At 61.2% G+C, this 16,357-nt stretch carries 19 protein-coding genes; 8 read left to right on the top strand and 11 right to left on the bottom strand.

Translation table 11 applies throughout. From position 1 onward, the window contains the following. The first annotated feature begins 20 nt into the window (after nucleotides 1-20). Nucleotides 21-740, top strand: coding sequence for a 5,6-dimethylbenzimidazole synthase (bluB, locus tag DS839_RS03010; RefSeq protein ID WP_119268781.1), 720 nt, complete (start codon nucleotides 21-23; stop codon nucleotides 738-740). Here the strand turns inward: bluB and DS839_RS03005 are convergent. The 3 genes from DS839_RS03005 to DS839_RS02995 all read right to left on the bottom strand — a co-directional run bounded on the left by DS839_RS03005 (nucleotide 724) and on the right by DS839_RS02995 (nucleotide 4,900). Next, a complete protein-coding gene (locus tag DS839_RS03005; RefSeq protein ID WP_368911087.1) occupies nucleotides 724-1,362 on the bottom strand; it encodes a class I SAM-dependent methyltransferase in 639 nt (212 codons plus the stop codon). The two genes, bluB and DS839_RS03005, sit on opposite strands and share 17 nt — an antisense overlap. A gap of 40 nt (nucleotides 1,363-1,402) precedes the next feature. Then, a complete protein-coding gene (gene gyrA / locus DS839_RS03000) occupies nucleotides 1,403-4,129 on the bottom strand; it encodes a DNA gyrase subunit A (RefSeq protein WP_119268780.1) in 2,727 nt (908 codons plus the stop codon). A gap of 228 nt (nucleotides 4,130-4,357) precedes the next feature. Beyond that, entirely contained in the window at nucleotides 4,358-4,900 is a 543-nt protein-coding gene (locus tag DS839_RS02995; protein ID WP_119268779.1) for a pyridoxamine 5'-phosphate oxidase family protein, read from the bottom strand. 97 nt (nucleotides 4,901-4,997) lie between these two features. Here DS839_RS02995 and DS839_RS02990 point away from each other — a divergent pair, with 97 nt between their 5' ends. Next, nucleotides 4,998-5,321 (top strand): antibiotic biosynthesis monooxygenase family protein, encoded by a 324-nt coding sequence (locus tag DS839_RS02990; RefSeq protein ID WP_119268778.1) that lies wholly within the window; start codon nucleotides 4,998-5,000, stop codon nucleotides 5,319-5,321. Here the strand turns inward: DS839_RS02990 and DS839_RS02985 are convergent. From DS839_RS02985 to DS839_RS02965, 5 genes are all read right to left on the bottom strand, one after another. Further along, complete coding sequence (locus DS839_RS02985; protein ID WP_162918257.1) at nucleotides 5,299-5,589, bottom strand: hypothetical protein; 291 nt, start codon at nucleotides 5,587-5,589, stop codon at nucleotides 5,299-5,301. The two genes, DS839_RS02990 and DS839_RS02985, sit on opposite strands and share 23 nt — an antisense overlap. Nucleotides 5,590-5,646: 57 nt before the next feature. Next, a complete protein-coding gene (locus DS839_RS02980; RefSeq protein WP_119268776.1) occupies nucleotides 5,647-7,428 on the bottom strand; it encodes an adenylate/guanylate cyclase domain-containing protein in 1,782 nt (593 codons plus the stop codon). A 148-nt stretch (nucleotides 7,429-7,576) separates the two neighbouring features. Next, a complete protein-coding gene (locus tag DS839_RS02975; RefSeq protein ID WP_119268775.1) occupies nucleotides 7,577-7,888 on the bottom strand; it encodes a helix-turn-helix domain-containing protein in 312 nt (103 codons plus the stop codon). Further along, nucleotides 7,881-8,213, bottom strand: a complete 333-nt coding sequence (locus DS839_RS02970; RefSeq protein WP_119268774.1) for a type II toxin-antitoxin system RelE/ParE family toxin — start codon at nucleotides 8,211-8,213, stop codon at nucleotides 7,881-7,883. Before DS839_RS02970 ends, DS839_RS02975 begins: the two co-directional genes overlap by 8 nt. Before the next feature lie 81 nt (nucleotides 8,214-8,294). Further along, nucleotides 8,295-8,783 (bottom strand): single-stranded DNA-binding protein, encoded by a 489-nt coding sequence (locus DS839_RS02965; protein WP_119268773.1) that lies wholly within the window; start codon nucleotides 8,781-8,783, stop codon nucleotides 8,295-8,297. A 196-nt stretch (nucleotides 8,784-8,979) separates the two neighbouring features. Here DS839_RS02965 and DS839_RS02960 point away from each other — a divergent pair, with 196 nt between their 5' ends. Further along, nucleotides 8,980-9,861 (top strand): IS1595 family transposase, encoded by an 882-nt coding sequence (locus DS839_RS02960; protein WP_162918256.1) that lies wholly within the window; start codon nucleotides 8,980-8,982, stop codon nucleotides 9,859-9,861. Here DS839_RS02960 and DS839_RS02955 read toward each other — a convergent pair. Next, nucleotides 9,812-10,837 (bottom strand): S1 family peptidase, encoded by a 1,026-nt coding sequence (locus tag DS839_RS02955; protein ID WP_119268771.1) that lies wholly within the window; start codon nucleotides 10,835-10,837, stop codon nucleotides 9,812-9,814. The two genes, DS839_RS02960 and DS839_RS02955, sit on opposite strands and share 50 nt — an antisense overlap. Nucleotides 10,838-10,912: 75 nt before the next feature. Between DS839_RS02955 and DS839_RS02950 the strand changes: the two genes are divergently transcribed. Then, a complete protein-coding gene (locus DS839_RS02950; protein WP_162918255.1) occupies nucleotides 10,913-11,308 on the top strand; it encodes a RidA family protein in 396 nt (131 codons plus the stop codon). 168 nt (nucleotides 11,309-11,476) lie between these two features. On the opposite strand, the gene DS839_RS02945 is transcribed toward DS839_RS02950, so the two are convergent. Continuing rightward, complete coding sequence (locus tag DS839_RS02945) at nucleotides 11,477-11,620, bottom strand: hypothetical protein (RefSeq protein WP_162918254.1); 144 nt, start codon at nucleotides 11,618-11,620, stop codon at nucleotides 11,477-11,479. A gap of 121 nt (nucleotides 11,621-11,741) precedes the next feature. On the opposite strand from DS839_RS02945, the gene gcvA reads away from it, so the two are divergent. The 3 genes from gcvA to hisD are packed head-to-tail and all read left to right on the top strand — an operon-like array spanning nucleotide 11,742 to nucleotide 14,371. Next, nucleotides 11,742-12,668: a transcriptional regulator GcvA gene (gene gcvA / locus DS839_RS02940; RefSeq protein WP_119268768.1), complete on the top strand. Its 927-nt coding sequence runs from the start codon at nucleotides 11,742-11,744 to the stop codon at nucleotides 12,666-12,668. A 3-nt stretch (nucleotides 12,669-12,671) separates the two neighbouring features. Beyond that, on the top strand, nucleotides 12,672-13,049 hold the full coding sequence (locus DS839_RS02935; protein WP_119268767.1) for a YkgJ family cysteine cluster protein: 378 nt from the start codon (nucleotides 12,672-12,674) through the stop codon (nucleotides 13,047-13,049). Further along, a complete protein-coding gene (hisD, locus tag DS839_RS02930) occupies nucleotides 13,046-14,371 on the top strand; it encodes a histidinol dehydrogenase (RefSeq protein ID WP_119268766.1) in 1,326 nt (441 codons plus the stop codon). Before DS839_RS02935 ends, hisD begins: the two co-directional genes overlap by 4 nt. Here hisD and DS839_RS02925 read toward each other — a convergent pair. After that, on the bottom strand, nucleotides 14,368-14,994 hold the full coding sequence (locus DS839_RS02925) for an AraC family transcriptional regulator (RefSeq protein WP_162918253.1): 627 nt from the start codon (nucleotides 14,992-14,994) through the stop codon (nucleotides 14,368-14,370). The genes hisD and DS839_RS02925 overlap by 4 nt on opposite strands. A gap of 87 nt (nucleotides 14,995-15,081) precedes the next feature. On the opposite strand from DS839_RS02925, the gene DS839_RS02920 reads away from it, so the two are divergent. Beyond that, entirely contained in the window at nucleotides 15,082-16,245 is a 1,164-nt protein-coding gene (locus tag DS839_RS02920) for an MFS transporter (protein ID WP_119268764.1), read from the top strand. Nucleotides 16,246-16,357: the final 112 nt, after the last annotated feature.

Here is a 16,357-nt window from a genome sequence, read left to right as displayed (position 1 = left end):
CAGCGCAAAGGGGAACAGCGATGCAGGCTTTGCACCAGGATTCGTCATTTCCGAACGATTTCGACGAAGCGGCCCGCGCCGCCGTCTATCGCGCCATCTTCACGCGGCGCGACATCCGCGGATCTTTCCTCAAAGAACCTATCCCTGACGAGATCCTGGCACGGCTTCTTAGCGCTGCGCATCACGCGCCGTCGGTAGGCTTCATGCAGCCCTGGAACTTCATCGTCATCCGCACCCCTGAGAGAAGGGCGCAAATCCGCGACCTGGTCATGAAGGCGCGAGGTGAGGAAGTCCGTCATATCGATAGTCAACAGCAAGACCTTTACCGCAACCTCAAGCTCGAAGGCATCCTGGAGGCGCCGGTCAATCTCTGCGTGACCTGCGACAGAACCCGGGCCGAAAACTCTCCGCTCGGCCGCTGGCACAATCCCGAGATGGATCTCTACAGCACCGTCTGCGCCGTCCAGAATCTGTGGCTTGCGGCGAGGGCCGAGGGCATCGGCATGGGCTGGGTCAGCATTCTCGACAAGGACGCGCTGAAAACCCTGCTCGGCATCCCGGCGCATGTGGTTCCCGTCGCTTATCTATGCCTCGGCTATGTGGCCGATTTCGCCAAGAAGCCCGAGCTTGAAAGCAAAGGCTGGCGCGAGCGTCTGAGTCTCGCCGATCTGATCGCCAGCGAAACATGGGCAAATGCCGGCGAAGAGGCTCTCAAGAGCCTCATCAGGACCGGCGTCTGAAGGCGGCATAAGAGAATTGCTGGGTCGTCCCGAAAGGTGTGGGGTGTGTTTCTTTCGACGCCGCGTAAAGCGAGAAGTCAGGCCCCAGTCGCGCCGCCAGGGTCTCGGCGCTGTATCTCTGCACCGGAAGCCCGCTGCAGCGTTCCGGACCATCGAGCGCGAAGGTCGCGATGATGATGGTCGAGCCGGCTTTCGTCGCCGCCATGAGCGCCGCGACATAGGCGTCCTGTGCCGTTTTGTCGGTCAGGAAATGGAAGACCGCGCGGTCATGCAAGACATCCCATGTCCGCTGCGGCTGCCAGCGCGTTATGTCGGCCGTGATCCAGGTAATCTTCTCGGCAGCGTCGCCAAGCCGTTCCCGCGAGCGGCCGAGGGCCACCTCGGAAACATCGAGCACGGTGATATCGGCATAGTATTCTGCCAACAGCGCATCGACGAGCCGCGATGCTCCACCGCCGACATCGATGATCGCAGCCGAAGGATCGGGCGCCGCCGAAGTGATGAGAGCAAGAGAGCGCTCCGGCACCGGCTGATACCAGCTGACTTGGGTATCAGACTTTGTCGTGTAGGTGTTGTCCCAGTGGGCGCGCGTCTCCATCGGGAAAATATAGGTCTGGAGCATCCAGCCCGAAAGTACCCACGGTTTCCGGATAGCCGATGCGCTAGTCTTCCGTCCCCTCTTCTTCCTCGCTGATCCGCTCGACGGAGACGACATGTTCGTCTTCGGCGGTGTCGAGGACGATGACGCCCTGGGTCGAGCGTCCGGCCTTGCGGATGTCGTGGACCGGGCAGCGGATGAGCTGGCCGCCATCGGTCACCAGCATGATCTGGTCCTCGTCCTCGACCGGGAAGGAGGCCACCAGCGGACCGTTGCGGTCGTTCACCGCCATCGCCACGATGCCTTTGCCGCCGCGATTGGTGATGCGGTACTCATAGCTCGACGTGCGCTTGCCATAGCCGTTGGAAGAGACCGTCAGGATGGTCTGCTCGGCAGCGCCCATTTCGGCATAGCGCTCCTGCGTGAGGATCGCCTCCTGCGTCGTCTCCTCTTCGCCATTGCCATTGCCGTTACCGTTCTCGTCCACCTCATCGCCGGAAACGGCGCGTGCCATCTTGAGATAGCCGATACGCTCCTCGGCGCTCGCCTCGACATGGCGTAAGAGCGCCATCGAGATCACGTGATCGCCGTCCTCGAGCTTGATGCCGCGCACGCCGGTCGAATCGCGGCCCTTGAAGATGCGCACGTCCCCGACCGCGAAACGGATGCATTGGCCGTGCGCCGTCGTCAGCAGGACATCGTCAGCCTGGGTGCAGATATCGACGCCGGCGATCTGGTCGCCCTGGTCGAGCTTCATGGCGATCTTGCCGTTGCGGTTGATGCTCTCGAAATCGGACAATTCGTTGCGCCGGATATTGCCGCTCTTGGTCGCGAACAGTATCTGCAGCGAGCCCCAGGTCGATTCATCCTCGGGCATCGGCATCACCGTAGTGATGCGCTCGTCCTGCGCCAGCGGCAGCAGGTTGATGAGCGCCTTGCCGCGCGCCTGCGGATTGCCGACCGGCAGCCGCCACACTTTCATGCGATAGACCATGCCGGCCGAGGAGAAGAACAGGATCGGCGTGTGGGTATTGGCGATGAAGAGCTTGGTGACGAAATCCTCCTCGCGCGTCTGCATGCCGGCCCGGCCCTTGCCGCCGCGTCGTTGCGCGCGATAGGCCGAGAGCGGTACGCGCTTGACATAGCCCGTGTGACTCACCGTCACCACCATGTCCTCGCGCTGGATGAGGTCCTCGTCCTCGACTTCGCCTTCATTGTCGACGATCTCGGTGCGCCTGGGCGTCGAGAACTCCGCCTTGATGGCGGCGAGCTCGTCCTTGATGATGCCGAGGACGCGCGCCCGCGAGCGCAGGATCTCGAGATAATCGGAGATCTCCTTCGCCAGCTTCTCGAGCTCTTCGGCGATCTCTTCGCGGCCGAGCGCGGTCAGGCGCTGCAGGCGCAGTTCCAGGATCGCCCGCGCCTGCTCGTCCGACAGCTTGTAGGTGTCGTCGGCATTGAGCTTGTGGCGGGGGTCGGCGATGAGCGCGATGAGCGGCGCCATGTCCTTGGCGGGCCACGCCCTCGCCATCAAGGCCTCGCGCGCCTCGGCCGCGTCCTTGGAGCGGCGGATGAGCGCGATCACCTCGTCGATATTGGCGACCGCGATGGCGAGGCCGACCAATATATGGGCGCGGTCGCGTGCCTTGTTGAGGAGATACTTAGTGCGCCGGGTGACCACTTCTTCGCGGAAAGCGACGAAGGCCTGGATCAGGTCCTTGAGATTGAGGAGCTCGGGCCGGCCGCCGATCAGGGCGACATTGTTGACGCCGAAGGTGGTCTGCAAGGGCGAGAAGCGGTAGAGCTGGTTCAGCACCACATCCGCCATGGCGTCGCGCTTGAGCTCGACCACCACCCGCATGCCATGCCGGTCGCTTTCGTCGCGGATGTCGGCAATGCCATCGATCTTCTTCTCGCGCACCAGCTCGGCGATCTTCTCGATCATCGCCGACTTGTTCACTTGATAGGGGATCTCGTGGATGATGAGCGCCTCGCGCTCCTTGCGCAATTCCTCGGTCGTGACCTTGCCGCGCATGACGATCGAGCCGCGCCCGGTATGCATCGCCGATTTGATGCCGGCGCGGCCGAGGATGATGGCGCCGGTCGGGAAGTCGGGACCGGGAACGATGCCGATCAGCTCATCGATCGAGATGCCGGGATTGTCGATCACCGCGATGCAGCCGTCGATCACCTCGCCCAGATTATGCGGCGCCATGTTGGTGGCCATGCCGACCGCGATGCCGCCCGAGCCGTTGACCAGGAGATTGGGATATTTCGCCGGCAGGACCGACGGTTCCTGGAACTCGTTGGAATAGTTGGCGACGAACTCGACTGTGTCCTTGTCGAGATCATCGAGCAGAGGCATGGCGGAGCGGGCAAGGCGCGCTTCGGTATAGCGGTCGGCCGCCGGCGGGTCGCCGTCGACCGAGCCGAAATTCCCCTGGCCGTCGATCAAGGGCAGCCTGAGCGAGAAATCCTGCGCCATGCGCACGAGCGCGTCATAGATCGCGAGATTGCCATGCGGGTGATATTTACCCATGACGTCGCCGACGACGCGCGCCGACTTCTTATAGGCCTTGTCCGGCGTGAAGCCGTTCTCATGCATCGTATAGAGGATGCGCCGGTGCACCGGCTTGAGCCCGTCGCGCACATCGGGGAGTGCCCGCGACACGATCACGCTCATCGCGTAATCGAGGTAGCTCTTCTTCATCTCGTCTTCGATGGAGATGGGGGCGATTTCACCCGGATTGCCGGAGGAATTGGGATCGTTATTGTCGTCGTTGTCGGCCACGGAAAACCTGATTGGATTGGAGCTTCTTGAACCGTTCGAGCGGGTCCTGGGAGGTCCCTGTTTTGCAACGATTCGATCGGCGGAACATATTACTCGGGCGGCCTGCCGGATTCAATGCCAAGCGCATGAAAAGAGTAGGAAAAATGCGATTCTTGACGGCGGAAATCATGCCCTGAAATCAAAGCCTTGCAAGATGGCTGAAAAGCCTTGCGCAAGAGGCTCCGCCGCTCACAATACATGGGTCGGCTTGCCATCGATGCTGAGCATGTTTTTGCGCCGCCAATAGTCGCGCACGCCCTCATCCCCCATGGCCTCGTAGAAGGGCAGAAGCTCAGCCGTCCCGCGCTCGGCCTGGAAATCCATGAGCGGCACGCCGGAGCCGCAGGAGGTCTGCACCAAGTCGATCTCGAGGTCGAAAATCTGCCGCGACCCGGCCATGGGCGGGAACAGGCGGGCGAGTTCGCTCCAGGCATCGGCGCGCGGATGGACCACTTTCGCATGGCCATAGACCCTGAGGATCATCGCCTCGCCCGAGAAAGCGCAGAACATCAAGGTCATGCGGTCAGTCTCGGCGAGATGGGCCGCCGTCTCATTGCCGCTGCCCGAGAGGCTCAGCCAGACGATGCGGCTCTCGTTCATGATCTTGAGCGTCTTGAGGCCCTTGGGCGACAGGTTCACGCGGCCCTCGGGCGCCGCCGTCGCCACGAAGAACAGCGGCTGGCGCTCGATGAAGTCCATGAGCGTGCGATTGAGTTTCGATCCCATGGCCATGCGAGCCTCCTCTTGCCGAGAGGACCAGTCTAAGATCGCCGACGCCAAGGCATGTCAGCAGCCTTATTAACCAGGTACAGGCTATAGGGAACCGTACATGATCGCCCGCTTATGGAGAACCGGCCTGAAACCCGGACGCGAGGTCGCGTATGAGACCTTCGCGCGGGAAATTTCGCTCCCGATGTTTCGTGTACAGGACGGCTTTCTCGGCTGCGTCATGAGCCATCGTGACGATCAGGCACTCGTCCTCACCTTCTGGCGTGACGCGGCCGCGCTCGAAGCGCTGAAGCACTCGCCTTCCTATCAGGCGACGGTCGAGCGCATCCTGGCAGCCGATCTGCTGGCCGGCGAGCAATCTACCGAGGTCAGCGACGTCCACCTTCTGGCGCTCGACCAGCTTAATCCGGGCAAGTCCTGGTAATGACTTTGACCGTGAACTGACGCGGACCGGGACGCTTCTCGCCCGGCTTGTCGACGATGGCAACATCGACATGACAGGCGCCCGCCGTGACGCGATAGAGATCCGTCTTGACGAATTCGATCCGGTCTATCGGCTGTTTGACTTTGAAGGTTTCGACAACCGCAGAGTCGGAAAGGATCGCCTGCAGTTCGGCAATGCGTTGGTAATTGGGTGGGAGCGCGGCCCAAGACTCCGGGACGACCGCAAAAATAACTGCGCCGGCGAGCAAGAGATGTCTCAGTCGCATGATGAATGCCTCTCTGCACATTGCGCGAGCCCTTCTCGCTCACCTCTCTCCAGCCGATGCGACGGCGATGCCGGCGGCGCGCAGTCCCTCCACCATCCGATCGAGCACCGCGGGATCCTTGTAAGGCAAGGTCCGCCTCTGGTGGTCGATTGAGAAATTGGGATTGACCTCGAGCGTCTCTTGCCAATAGCGGCGCGCCTCTTTATGGCGCCCGGTGAGGCCATAGAGACAGGCCAGATAGAAGCGCGACATGTCGGAACGCGGCATCAGCGTCAATCGCCGCTTGAAGGCGATCTCGGCCTCATCGTATCGGCCGAGGGCGAGCAGAGCCCGCCCCAGGAAATGCAGCGACATGTCGAACTGCGGATCGAGGCGATAGGCCCGCGTAAAGAGCGCTATGGCATCTTCGTGCCGCCCCTGGAAGTCTCTTATGTTGCCGAGGCCGGTATAGGCGTCGGCCAGATTGGGCGCGAGTGCGAGGGCCCGCTCGGCGGCCCGTTCGGCTTCGTCCAGCTGGCGCATCCAGCACAGCGTGATGGCAAGCGAGATATGGCCTTGCGGCTCGGTCTCGTCCGTTTCGATGGCCTTGCGCGCCAGATCCAGCGCCCGTGTCAGGTTCTCGGCCGTCGCATTGTTCCATTGATTGGCAAATTCGGCGAAACTGATGATCGAGAGCCGCGCATAGGAAATGGCCAGCTTGGGGTCGATCTCGATCACGCGCTCGAGCATCCGGCGCGCTTCTATGGCCGCCTCGGGCCGCAGCTGCAATGACGTCTGCCGCGAGCGGACGATGAGGTCATAGGCTTCCGGATCGATCTTGCCGCGGTGTTCGCGCCGCGCTTCTTCTCCGGCGGTAAGCTTGACCTTGAGGGCATCGACGATCGTGCGGGTCACCTCGTCCTGGACCGCGAAGACGTCCTCGAGATCGCGGTCGTAGCGCTCGGCCCAGAGATGGCCGCCGCTCGTACCGTCGATCATCTGCGCGGTGATGCGAACCCGGCTGGCGATCCGGCGCACGCTGCCCTCGAGGACGTAGCGGACGCCGAGCTCCCGACTCACTTTGCGAATGTCCGGCGCCTGACCCTTATAGGCGAAGGAGGAATTCCGCGCGATGACGAAGAGACCCGAGACCTTGGACAGATCGGTGATGATGTCCTCGGTGATCCCGTCGGCAAAATAGCCCTGCTCGGGATCCCCCGACATGTTGTTGAAGGGCAGGACGGCGATCGACGGCCTGTTCGGCAGCGGTTGCGGCGCGCCGCTTGCCGCTTCGAGGGCCGCCGCCGTGCCGGCGCCTGGCGACCAGGTCCAGATGTGCAGCGGACGTTCGATGTTCTTGACCTCGTGGCTGCCGCCGTCGACGAAATCGATGCTGAGGCGGCCCTGCACATGCTCGTACACGGCATTCGAGATCGCCACCCCGCCCGGATCGGCCAGCGCCTCCATGCGGGATGCCACATTGACTCCGGCTCCATAGAGATCGTTGCCGTCGACCATGACATCGCCGAGATTGACGCCGATGCGCAGCACGATGTGCCGATCCGCGGCGGCATTGTCGTTCGCGGCGGCCATCGCCTTCTGCACCTCGACCGCGCATTCGACCGCGGCGACGGCACTGCCGAACTCGACCAGCATCCCATCGCCGATTCTCTTGAAGATACGGCCCTGATGTTGGGCGACGAGGGGTTCCACCACCTCGTTCCACCGCAGCTTCAGTTCGGTCAGCGTGGATGTTTCATCCTGCTCCATGAGTCGGCTGTAACCGACCACGTCGGCAGCGAGAATGGCGACGAGCCGACGCTGGATGGGGGCTTTGGACATCAGTGCAAGTGCTTCCTGGCATGCGCCAAGCAGTCTTTTAGGGGTGCACCGTTTCCAAGTCTATTCGGCTTGTCCGCCCCAAAAAACTGCCGTCGGCCCAAGCGCCTGTATGACCGATATCGCTGGCCAGTATACGGACCTTTGACAGTCAAGCGGCCTGTTTCTCTCTGGCTTTGCCTCTCGCTCTCACTTTCACATCGACTTGCATGCCCGCCTTGGCCAGAAGATCGATGAGATTATCGACCGAAAACAGATTGATCTTTCCGCGCAGCAAATCTGATACACGCGGCTGGGAGATGCCCAGGCGTTTGGCAGTCTCCTTCTGGGTCCATCCTGACCTTGTGATTTTCTGCTCAAGCGAGATCATGAGATCGGAACGAAGCTTCATCCGGGCGGCTTCTACCGGATCATCCTCGATGGCGTCCCACACGCTATCATATAGTTTTAGCTTCTTAGCCATGTACACGCTCTTGTATCAATTGCCTGAATCGACGACGCGCCAGTTCAATGGTGTGCTGTTCCGCCTTCTGTGTCGTCTTATGAAAGCAATGCAGGACATAAATTGCTTCCGCATATTTCGCGACATAGACGACCCTATATTCACCAGACGAGTCACGGACGCGAATCTCGGAAACACCAGGACCGATCGAGCGTATTGGCTTCCAATCGAAAGGTTCCAAGCCACGCTGAACCCGTGAGAGTTCCTGACCCGCATGACGTCGAGCGTCTTCAGGAAACTCTCTTATTTCCTCCCGGGAACGCCCTATCCATCCGACAGGTCTCATTGTCGAGTATACGTTAACTTATATACTTTGCAATACCGAAGCGGTTTCCGGAATCGTCACTGCTTAAGCGTGGCGCCCCCCTCAGAACGGAACTTCGTCGTCGAGATCGCGGGCGAAATTCTGTTGCGGCCTCGCGCTGCCGCTGCGCGGCCGGTCCATCGGGCTCGATTGGCCAAAACTGTCGCCGCCATTGGCAAAGCCCGAGTCACCGCCGCCGCCGCGGGCATCGAGCATGGTGAGCTCGCCGCGATATTGCTGCAGCACCACTTCGGTCGAATATTTCTCGACCCCGTCCTTGTCGGTGTATTTGCGCGTCTGCAACTGGCCCTCGAGATAGACCTTGGCCCCCTTCTTCAGATACTGCTCGGCGACCTTCGCCAGGTTTTCATTGAAGATGACGACGCGGTGCCACTCGGTGCGCTCCTTGCGCTCGCCCGTCTGCTTGTCCTTCCAGTTCTCCGAGGTCGCGACGCTCAGATTGACGATCGGGCGGCCGTCCTGCGTATGGCGCACCTCCGGATCCTTGCCAAGATTTCCCACCAGGATGACTTTGTTCACTGATCCGGCCATATCCGCTCTCCTTGCTTTCCGGGCACTAAACTCAGGTCTGGTCAATCCACCAAACCTGTCTTCCGATCCACTGCGGATCGACTTTTATCCCCCGCAAATATGTTCTCTTTATGTTCCGAAAGCAAGCGCTACGTGTTTATCCCTTGACGACAAGTAGCATCTATGCCATTATCCCCTCAGTAAATAGGGGATGGCGATGGCAAAGTACACCTTCAAGCAGTTCCAGACCGAATACCCGGACGATGAAGCCTGCCTTCGTAAGCTCATGGAAATCCGCCACGGCGGGACCGAGATCGTTTGCCCCTCTTGCGGGACCGAGACCACCTTCCACCTGATGACCAATCGCCGGGCGTTCGCCTGCAAGGATTGCGGCCACCATATTTACCCCTGCGCTGGTTCGATCTTCCACAAGTCGCCCACCAAACTGACGATCTGGTTCTTTTCCATGTACCTAATGACCAGCACCCGCCACGGCGTCGCGGCCAAGGAAGTACAGCGCCAAACCGGCGTCACCTATAAGACCGCTTGGCGCATCTGCCACGAGCTTCGCAAGCTGATGGCGAGCGCGGACTACCGTGGCCCTCTATCCGGCCATGTTGAAGTTGACGAAACTCTGATCGGCGGAAAGGTGACGGGGCATGGCTCAGGCCGTCACCGTTCCCGCAAGTCCGCCCTGTTCGGCATGGTGGAGCGCGGTGGCAAACTTCGCGCTGGCCCCGTTCCTGATGAAAGCTCCTACACTCTTGAGCCTATCATTCTTGAGAACGTGACTTGGGGTAGCACGATTAGCAGCGACGCTTGGCGCGGCTACGGCAATCTAGGGCGCACCTACACTCATGGCGTTGTCGAGCACAAGCACAAAGAATACGTGCGCGGCATTCATCACACGAACACGATTGAAGGACATTGGGGACACTTCAAGCGCGCTGTTCTGGGAACGCATGTCCATATCTCAGGCAAGCACCTGTGGAAGTATGCGGCGGAATTTAACTACCGCTACAATCACCGCTCATCGCACGATGGCATGTTCAAGGGTCTTGTTTCGGCTTTTGCACTGCCGCGTCTAGCAGACGATTGAAATCCTCTCGGTGAGTGGGGTTCTCGCCGCTGTCGGGAGGGGCCACACCGGAAGCGGAAGCGGGTCTAAATCTGGACTGGCTTTTGTGCCTTTCAAGCGCCGCTTTGAGCGCCGGTTCCATGTTCTTAATCATCTCGAAAACCTTCTCTATCGGGACCACCACCCCAAAGCCTGTGTTCCGTTCGTCCAGACTTAGCGAGGCGGGCGGATCGGCGTCAGGGTCGCTTGTCTGCCACTGTGGCACGAGAACCTGATCCTGCTTACTCTCGACAACATGATAGCCTATTAGGACGCCAATAGGTAGGTAGTGGTCACCCTCAAGGTGTTCTACCTTGCCATCTCTGGATCGCATCTGTGGTGGATTAAGAAAAACCGGCGATCCACTTAACCCGGCAATCGTTCTCAATTCGACTAGATACGCGTCTAGATAATTGCCCTCAGGGCCTCTTACAGGTTCCTCTCCAGGTAAGAGCGCAACATGGCCGCTTCTCACGACCGGAATATTTTTGGTTAAACCATAGTGCGATGTGTAAAGGCCGACCGCATAAACGTCATCGCCATAAGAAATGCCCTCAAAGAGGGCCTGTGCGTGCTTAAGCTGCCGTTCATCGAAATTCAGGGCTCGATAGTGGTACACATCAGCGCCAATGTTGAGCGGGAAGATTGCAACGTCATTGGCGCTCCACTCAAGAATCTTCTTTTCGTGGATCGGAATTGACTCCGCTCCCCCCGATTTTCTGTTGAGGCGCACATAAATCGTGTCGCCAGCTATCTCTTTGACTACGTGAGCGGCTGTTATGACGAAAAGGATCCGATAGCTTTCCTCCAGTGGGTGGCTAACGATGAATCCCGTTCCATTGGGGCTAAATTGCCCGTTAGCTTCAGTGCCGATGTAGACAATGCCCTCTCGAACGGCATCGACATTTTTGATACGCATTTCTGGCCCAAAGACGAAAGAAGGATGGACCTCTATCATCTTGCATGTTCCTACTTGCTGTCAAGGGATAAACACGCAAGCGCTATAGTGCGCCTTTCCCCAAAAGAGGTCCCCATGCTGAAAGAAATCGCGACCGACGCCGCTCCCAAACCTTTTTCCAACTACGCCCAGGCGATCGAGGTCGCGACTGGGACACGTCATCTCTTCGTTGCCGGCCAGGTCGGTGCCGATCCCGCCACGGGCAAGATCCCGGAAAGCGCCGAAGAGCAGCACCGCCTCGCCTGGGGCAATGTGCTGGGCATCCTGAAGGCCGCCGGCATGGACCATCGCAATATCGTGGATGCGCGGGTCTTCATCACCGACCGCTCGCAGGTCGGGCTTTACCGGCAGGTTCGCGATGAGGTTCTGAAGGGCCACAAGGCGGCGGCGACGCTTCTGGTGGTCGCAGGGCTCGCCGATCCCCGGCTGGTGATGGAGGTCACCGTCATAGCTGCGGCCCCAGGCAAGTAGCCGGAGCAAATCCCGCCAAAGTTGCAGACTTTGGCGATAAGGATTTGCTCCAATATTGACTGGCGCGCATCCTCCCGGCGAAGTAATCCCACTTGGCCGAGATGCGCGTTAGGCCGCTGAAACTTCATGGCCGGGCGCGACCGGCCATGTCGAGACTTGTCTAGAAGATCAGCCGTTAAGGAAGGGCTTGAACAGGGTGAAGCGCTTCGATTCGGTGCTGTTCTTCGCAGTTGCAATATGGCTCGGGCGGGACTGGTCCTGCATCATGGCCGCGTTGTAAACATTTGAATAAGCTTCAAAAATCCAGTTCATGACCAATCTCCTTTCTTTCGTCTCGGTAATTCCTTGGATGGTTGGAAGATAGTCAATTCGCACTTGCATCACAAACGGCATTATCCTACGCTACCTGTAAGGAAAACTTACAGGACACCCTATGGCGCGGCGCCTGCCCTCGCTGAATGCGCTACGGGCCTTCGAGGCCGCCGCCCGCCATGAAAGCTTCACGGCGGCGGCGGAGGAGCTTTTCGTCACCCATGCCGCGATCAGCCGCCATATCCGCGAATTGGAAGAATGGCTCGGCACCGAGCTTTTCTCCCGCACCGGCCGGGGCGTCGTCCTGACCGATGCCGGCCGGCGCTTCGGCAGCCGGCTGACCCCCCTCTTCGACAATATGGCGGAAGCGACCCGCGATGCGGCGGCTCAGGGCACGGTCAGGAGCCTCAATGTCTCGGTCGAGCCCTCGATCGCCTCGCGCTGGCTCGTCCCCAGGCTCGGGCGCTTCAACGACCTCCATCCCGATATCGAGCTCAATATCGATCCCGACAACCGGCTGGTCGATTTCCGCTCCGACAAGGCCGATCTCGGCATCCGCTACGGGCTGGGTCGCTGGGCCGATGTCGAGATCCAGAAGCTCATCTCCGATGTCGATATCTTTCCGGTCTGCAGCCCGCGGCTCATCAAGGATGCAGGGCCGCTCGTCCCCGCTGATCTCGCGAACTACAATCTGCTGCATGAGAGCCGCAAGCAATATTGGACCGATTGGCTCGCGGCCGCCGGCATCAAGGGCGTGGAGGACTGGCGCGGCACCGTGTTCCAGGGCCATCTCGCCATCGAGGCGGCGGAAGCCGGCCAGGGCTTCGCGCTCGGCGACATGATCCTGTGCACCGATGCCATGCTCGAGGACCGGCTCATGCGCCCCTTTGCTCTCGACATCAGAGACCATGGCGGCTACTTCATCGTGCGCGCCAAGGGTTCGAAGGAGTCGGCCCCGGCGCGCGCCTTCCGCGAATGGCTGCAGGCCGAGATGGCCGAGACCCAGCGGAAGTTTGCGAGCATCAAAAGCGCATCTGCAAAGAAGTAAGCCATGCCCAGAAAGAAATATGACTGCCTGAAGTGCCCCGGCTACTGCTGCTCCTATCCGGTGATCGAGGTGAAGGACCGCGATGCGGCGCGCATCGCCAAGCATTTCGACCTGCCGCTCGAAAAGGCGGAGAAGAAGTTCTTCAAGTCCTCGCACGGCTACAAGCGCGTGATGCGGCGCAAGAAGGACAAATATTACGGCCGCATCTGCCAATTCTTCGACACCGAGGCGCGCCGCTGCACCATCTATGAGGCGAGGCCCTGGGCCTGCCGCGATTTTCCCGGCAAGGACAATTGCGGCTATTGGGACTTCCTCGCTTTCGAGCGTAACGCCCAGGAAGACGAGACCTACGTCTCGACCACCTATCACATCGAAAGATGACGGCGTCCGTCAATATCGTAAAGCTGGCCGAGCTTTCGCCGGAAGAGCGCGAGCGCTGCCTCAAGCGCACCGAAAGCGACCTCGGGCCCTATCTCGAGAAGGTCGAGCCCATCGTCGCCGCCGTCGCCGAGGAAGGCGATGAGGCCCTCGCCCGCTTCACTCGCCAGTTCGACAAGGCGCCGGTGACGGCCGACAGGCTCGCCGCGACTCGTGAAGATTTCATCCGCGCGCGGAAAACTCTGGCGCCCGACCTCATCGAGGCCATCGCTTTCGCGGCCCGGAACATCACCCGCTTCCATGAGGACCAGAAGCCTGAGGAGATGTGGCTGCATGAGGTGAGCCCTGGCGCCTTCGCCGGCGACCGGATGACGCCCATTCCTTCGGTCGCCTGCTATGTGCCGAGGGGCAAGGGCTCGTTTCCAAGCACGGTGATGATGACCTGCATCCCGGCCAAGGTCGCGGGCGTCGAGAAGATTGTCATCGTCACCCCGCCCGGCCCCGACGGCAATATCGATGACGCGACCCTCGTCGCCGCCGAGGCGGCTGGCGTCTCGCGGATCTTCAAATGCGGCGGCGCCCAGGCGGTCGCCGCCGTCGCCTATGGCACCGAGAGCGTGCCCAGATGCGCCAAGATCGTGGGTCCTGGCAGCCCCTGGGTCGTCGCCGGCAAGCGCCTCGTCGCCGATCTCATCGACACCGGCCCGCCCGCGGGCCCCAGCGAGAGCATCATCTTCGCCGATGGCACAGTGGACGGCCGGCTCTGTGCGCTCGATCTCCTGATCGAGGCCGAGCATGGCGCCGATTCATCCGCCTGGCTGGTCACGCCCGATGCCCGGGTCGTCGCGGCGGCGCTTGCGGCCCTGCCCGGGTTCTTCAAGGAAATGAGCGCCGAGCGTGTGGGCTATGCCGAGGCCGTGCTCCAAGGCCCGCAAGGCGGCATCATGCTTTGCCCCGATGCCGAAAGCGCTATCGCTTTCATCAACGACTATGCGCCGGAGCATCTGCAGATCATGAGCCGCGAGCCCATGGCCTGGCTCGGCTCGTTCAAGAATGCCGGCGAGATTTTGCTCGGCGAATATACGCCTTCGACGCTCGGCAATTTCGTGCTCGGCCCTAACCACGTGCTGCCGACGGGCGGCTGGGCCAAGACCGCTTCGCCGCTGTCGGTGTTCGATTTCATGAAGCGCACCTCGATCGGCCAGGTGACGCGCGAAGGCTATGAGAGGCTGGCCCCCCATGCCCGCATCATTGCCAAATATGAAGGCTTCGATGCGCATGCCAATGCGGTGTCGGAGCTGCGCCGGAACCTCCTGAAGAACTAGCTGAGGCTGGCAAGCTCCGCGGCCCGCTTGCGCCAGGCGAGAAGCGACAAACCTGTTTCGGCGCGGAAATGGCGCGTGAGGCTGCGCCGGCTCATGCCGATATGTTCGGCCCAGCCGTCAAGTCCGCGGCGCTCGCCTCGGGCCAGGATGGCGTTGCAGAGGCGGACCAGCCGGGCATCGCGCGGCATCGGCAGAGCGAGGCTTGCGTCTGCCGCATGGGCGACCTCATCGACGATGAGCGCGGCGAGATGGCCGCCGCGATCGTGCTCGGCATAACGAGCGGATTCCAACGCGAGCGCCTCGATCGCCGCCGCCAGCAAGGCCGAGGTGACGATGACCTTGCAGCTTGAGGGAAGGCTCGCCGCGGCAGCGCTCTCCACATAGGCGCTGCGCATCGTCACCGCGCCCCGCATGGCGACATCGTGCTCGAGACCGGGCGGGATCCATAGCGCATGGCCGGTCGGCACATACCAGGCGCCGAGCTCGGTCGTCGCGACCATCAGCCCCTCGGAAGCTGTGAGTATCTGTCCGCGTACATGACGGTGCCAGCCGGTGTGCTCGCCATCCGCATAAGGCTGGGCATGGATCGTGACGAGGCGCGTGCCCAGCTCGAAATCATCCATGCAATTGGCCCGAATTATCCCCTCTTTGGCCCCATCCTTTATATCGGGCCAAGTACGGTGCGTGCAACTGCCCTCGGACCCACGACAATGACCGACACCCGCCGCACCATCCTTTTCGTCAATGCCGCCCATGCGCTCGTCCATTATGCGATCCTGATCTTTCCGACCGCCGTGCTCGCGATCGGCGCCGAATGGAAGCTCGACTATGGCGAACTGATCCCGCTCGCGACGGGCTGCTTCGTCGCCTTTGGCGTGCTGTCGCTTCCCGTTGGGTGGTTGGTGAATATCGTGGGCGCGGAGCGCCTTCTCGCCGTCTTCTTCATCTGCACCGGACTGGCCTGCTTTTTCATTGCGGCATCGGCGACATGGCTCATGCTCGGCCTCGGGCTGCTGCTCCTCGGCGCCGCCGGAGCCATCTATCATCCGGTCGGGCTCACCCTTCTTGCCTCCACTTCTTCACGCCTCGGGCAGGATCTCGCCGTCAATGGAGTCTGCGGTAATATCGGCGCCGCGCTGGCCGCCGCGGGGACGGCCTTTTTCGCATGGGCTTTCGGCTGGCGTTGGGCGTTCATCGGTCCGGGCATGGCGGCCTTGACCCTCGGCATTCTATTCATCGTTACGATGCGCCGCTCATCAACCGTCGGAGAGGCGCGCGCGACGACGGCTTCTTCGCCTGGCCTCGCGGTGAAAAGCCCCATCCTCGCGGCGTGTGTCGTCATCCTTGCCTTCATCGCCGGCGGCATGACCTACACCATCGTCACCGTGGCCTTGCCCAAGATCGTCGACGAGCAGTTTGACAGCGAATTGCCGCTGATCGGAACCGGAGCACTTGCGACCATCATCCTGGTCTGCGGCACGCTCATGCAACTCGCCATCGGCCGTCTCGTCGACCGTCTGCCGCTCACCTCCTTATTCGTCGCCCTTGCCGGGCTTCAGCTCACCGGCCTGGCACTGGCGTGGCTCTCGACGGGTCCCCTGCTCCTTGTCGGCCTGGCGCTGACCATGGCGGCGATCTACGGCCAGGTGGTCGTCGACGACGCCATCGTGGCGCGGTTCGTGCCCGGGCACTTGCGGGCACGCGCCTATGGCATCAGCTATTTCGTCGGCTTCGTCGACAGCGCGGCGGCCATTCCCATAATGAGCGCGCTCTATGATCAGGGCTCAGGCTTTGCGCCCGTCCTCGCTCTCACCGCGGCGTGTGGCGTGCTGCTCCTCGCCTGTGCGCTGGGCTTCCGTTATGCCGTCAGATGACGACCTGAATCGAAACCCCGCCGCGCTCATCTGGCGCCGGCGGGGCACTCGATCATTCGAGATTTTTCGAAGTCTGTTTCCGGTGCTCATCACCGGAGGATTTTCGAGACTC

This window comes from Taklimakanibacter deserti (genome assembly GCA_003574785.1).
This window is presented reverse-complemented; position numbering and strand designations above follow the sequence as displayed.

Bases quoted from the DNA above. Each gene is read 5' to 3' on its own strand.
- DS839_RS02990 (WP_119268778.1), top strand. From the start codon at position 4,998: ATGATCGCCCGCTTATGGAGAACCGGCCTGAAACCCGGACGCGAGGTC.
- DS839_RS02950 (WP_162918255.1), top strand. From the start codon at position 10,913: ATGCTGAAAGAAATCGCGACCGACGCCGCTCCCAAACCTTTTTCCAAC.
- DS839_RS02960 (WP_162918256.1), top strand. From the start codon at position 8,980: ATGGCAAAGTACACCTTCAAGCAGTTCCAGACCGAATACCCGGACGAT.
- bluB (WP_119268781.1), top strand. From the start codon at position 21: ATGCAGGCTTTGCACCAGGATTCGTCATTTCCGAACGATTTCGACGAA.
- DS839_RS02935 (WP_119268767.1), top strand. From the start codon at position 12,672: ATGCCCAGAAAGAAATATGACTGCCTGAAGTGCCCCGGCTACTGCTGC.
- DS839_RS02955 (WP_119268771.1), bottom strand. From the start codon at position 10,837: ATGATAGAGGTCCATCCTTCTTTCGTCTTTGGGCCAGAAATGCGTATC.
- DS839_RS02995 (WP_119268779.1), bottom strand. From the start codon at position 4,900: ATGGCCATGGGATCGAAACTCAATCGCACGCTCATGGACTTCATCGAG.
- DS839_RS02970 (WP_119268774.1), bottom strand. From the start codon at position 8,213: ATGAGACCTGTCGGATGGATAGGGCGTTCCCGGGAGGAAATAAGAGAG.
- DS839_RS03005 (WP_368911087.1), bottom strand. From the start codon at position 1,362: ATGCTCCAGACCTATATTTTCCCGATGGAGACGCGCGCCCACTGGGAC.
- DS839_RS02980 (WP_119268776.1), bottom strand. From the start codon at position 7,428: ATGTCCAAAGCCCCCATCCAGCGTCGGCTCGTCGCCATTCTCGCTGCC.
- DS839_RS02965 (WP_119268773.1), bottom strand. From the start codon at position 8,783: ATGGCCGGATCAGTGAACAAAGTCATCCTGGTGGGAAATCTTGGCAAG.
- gcvA (WP_119268768.1), top strand. From the start codon at position 11,742: ATGGCGCGGCGCCTGCCCTCGCTGAATGCGCTACGGGCCTTCGAGGCC.
- DS839_RS02975 (WP_119268775.1), bottom strand. From the start codon at position 7,888: ATGGCTAAGAAGCTAAAACTATATGATAGCGTGTGGGACGCCATCGAG.
- hisD (WP_119268766.1), top strand. From the start codon at position 13,046: ATGACGGCGTCCGTCAATATCGTAAAGCTGGCCGAGCTTTCGCCGGAA.
- DS839_RS02920 (WP_119268764.1), top strand. From the start codon at position 15,082: ATGACCGACACCCGCCGCACCATCCTTTTCGTCAATGCCGCCCATGCG.
- DS839_RS02945 (WP_162918254.1), bottom strand. From the start codon at position 11,620: ATGAACTGGATTTTTGAAGCTTATTCAAATGTTTACAACGCGGCCATG.
- DS839_RS02925 (WP_162918253.1), bottom strand. From the start codon at position 14,994: ATGGATGATTTCGAGCTGGGCACGCGCCTCGTCACGATCCATGCCCAG.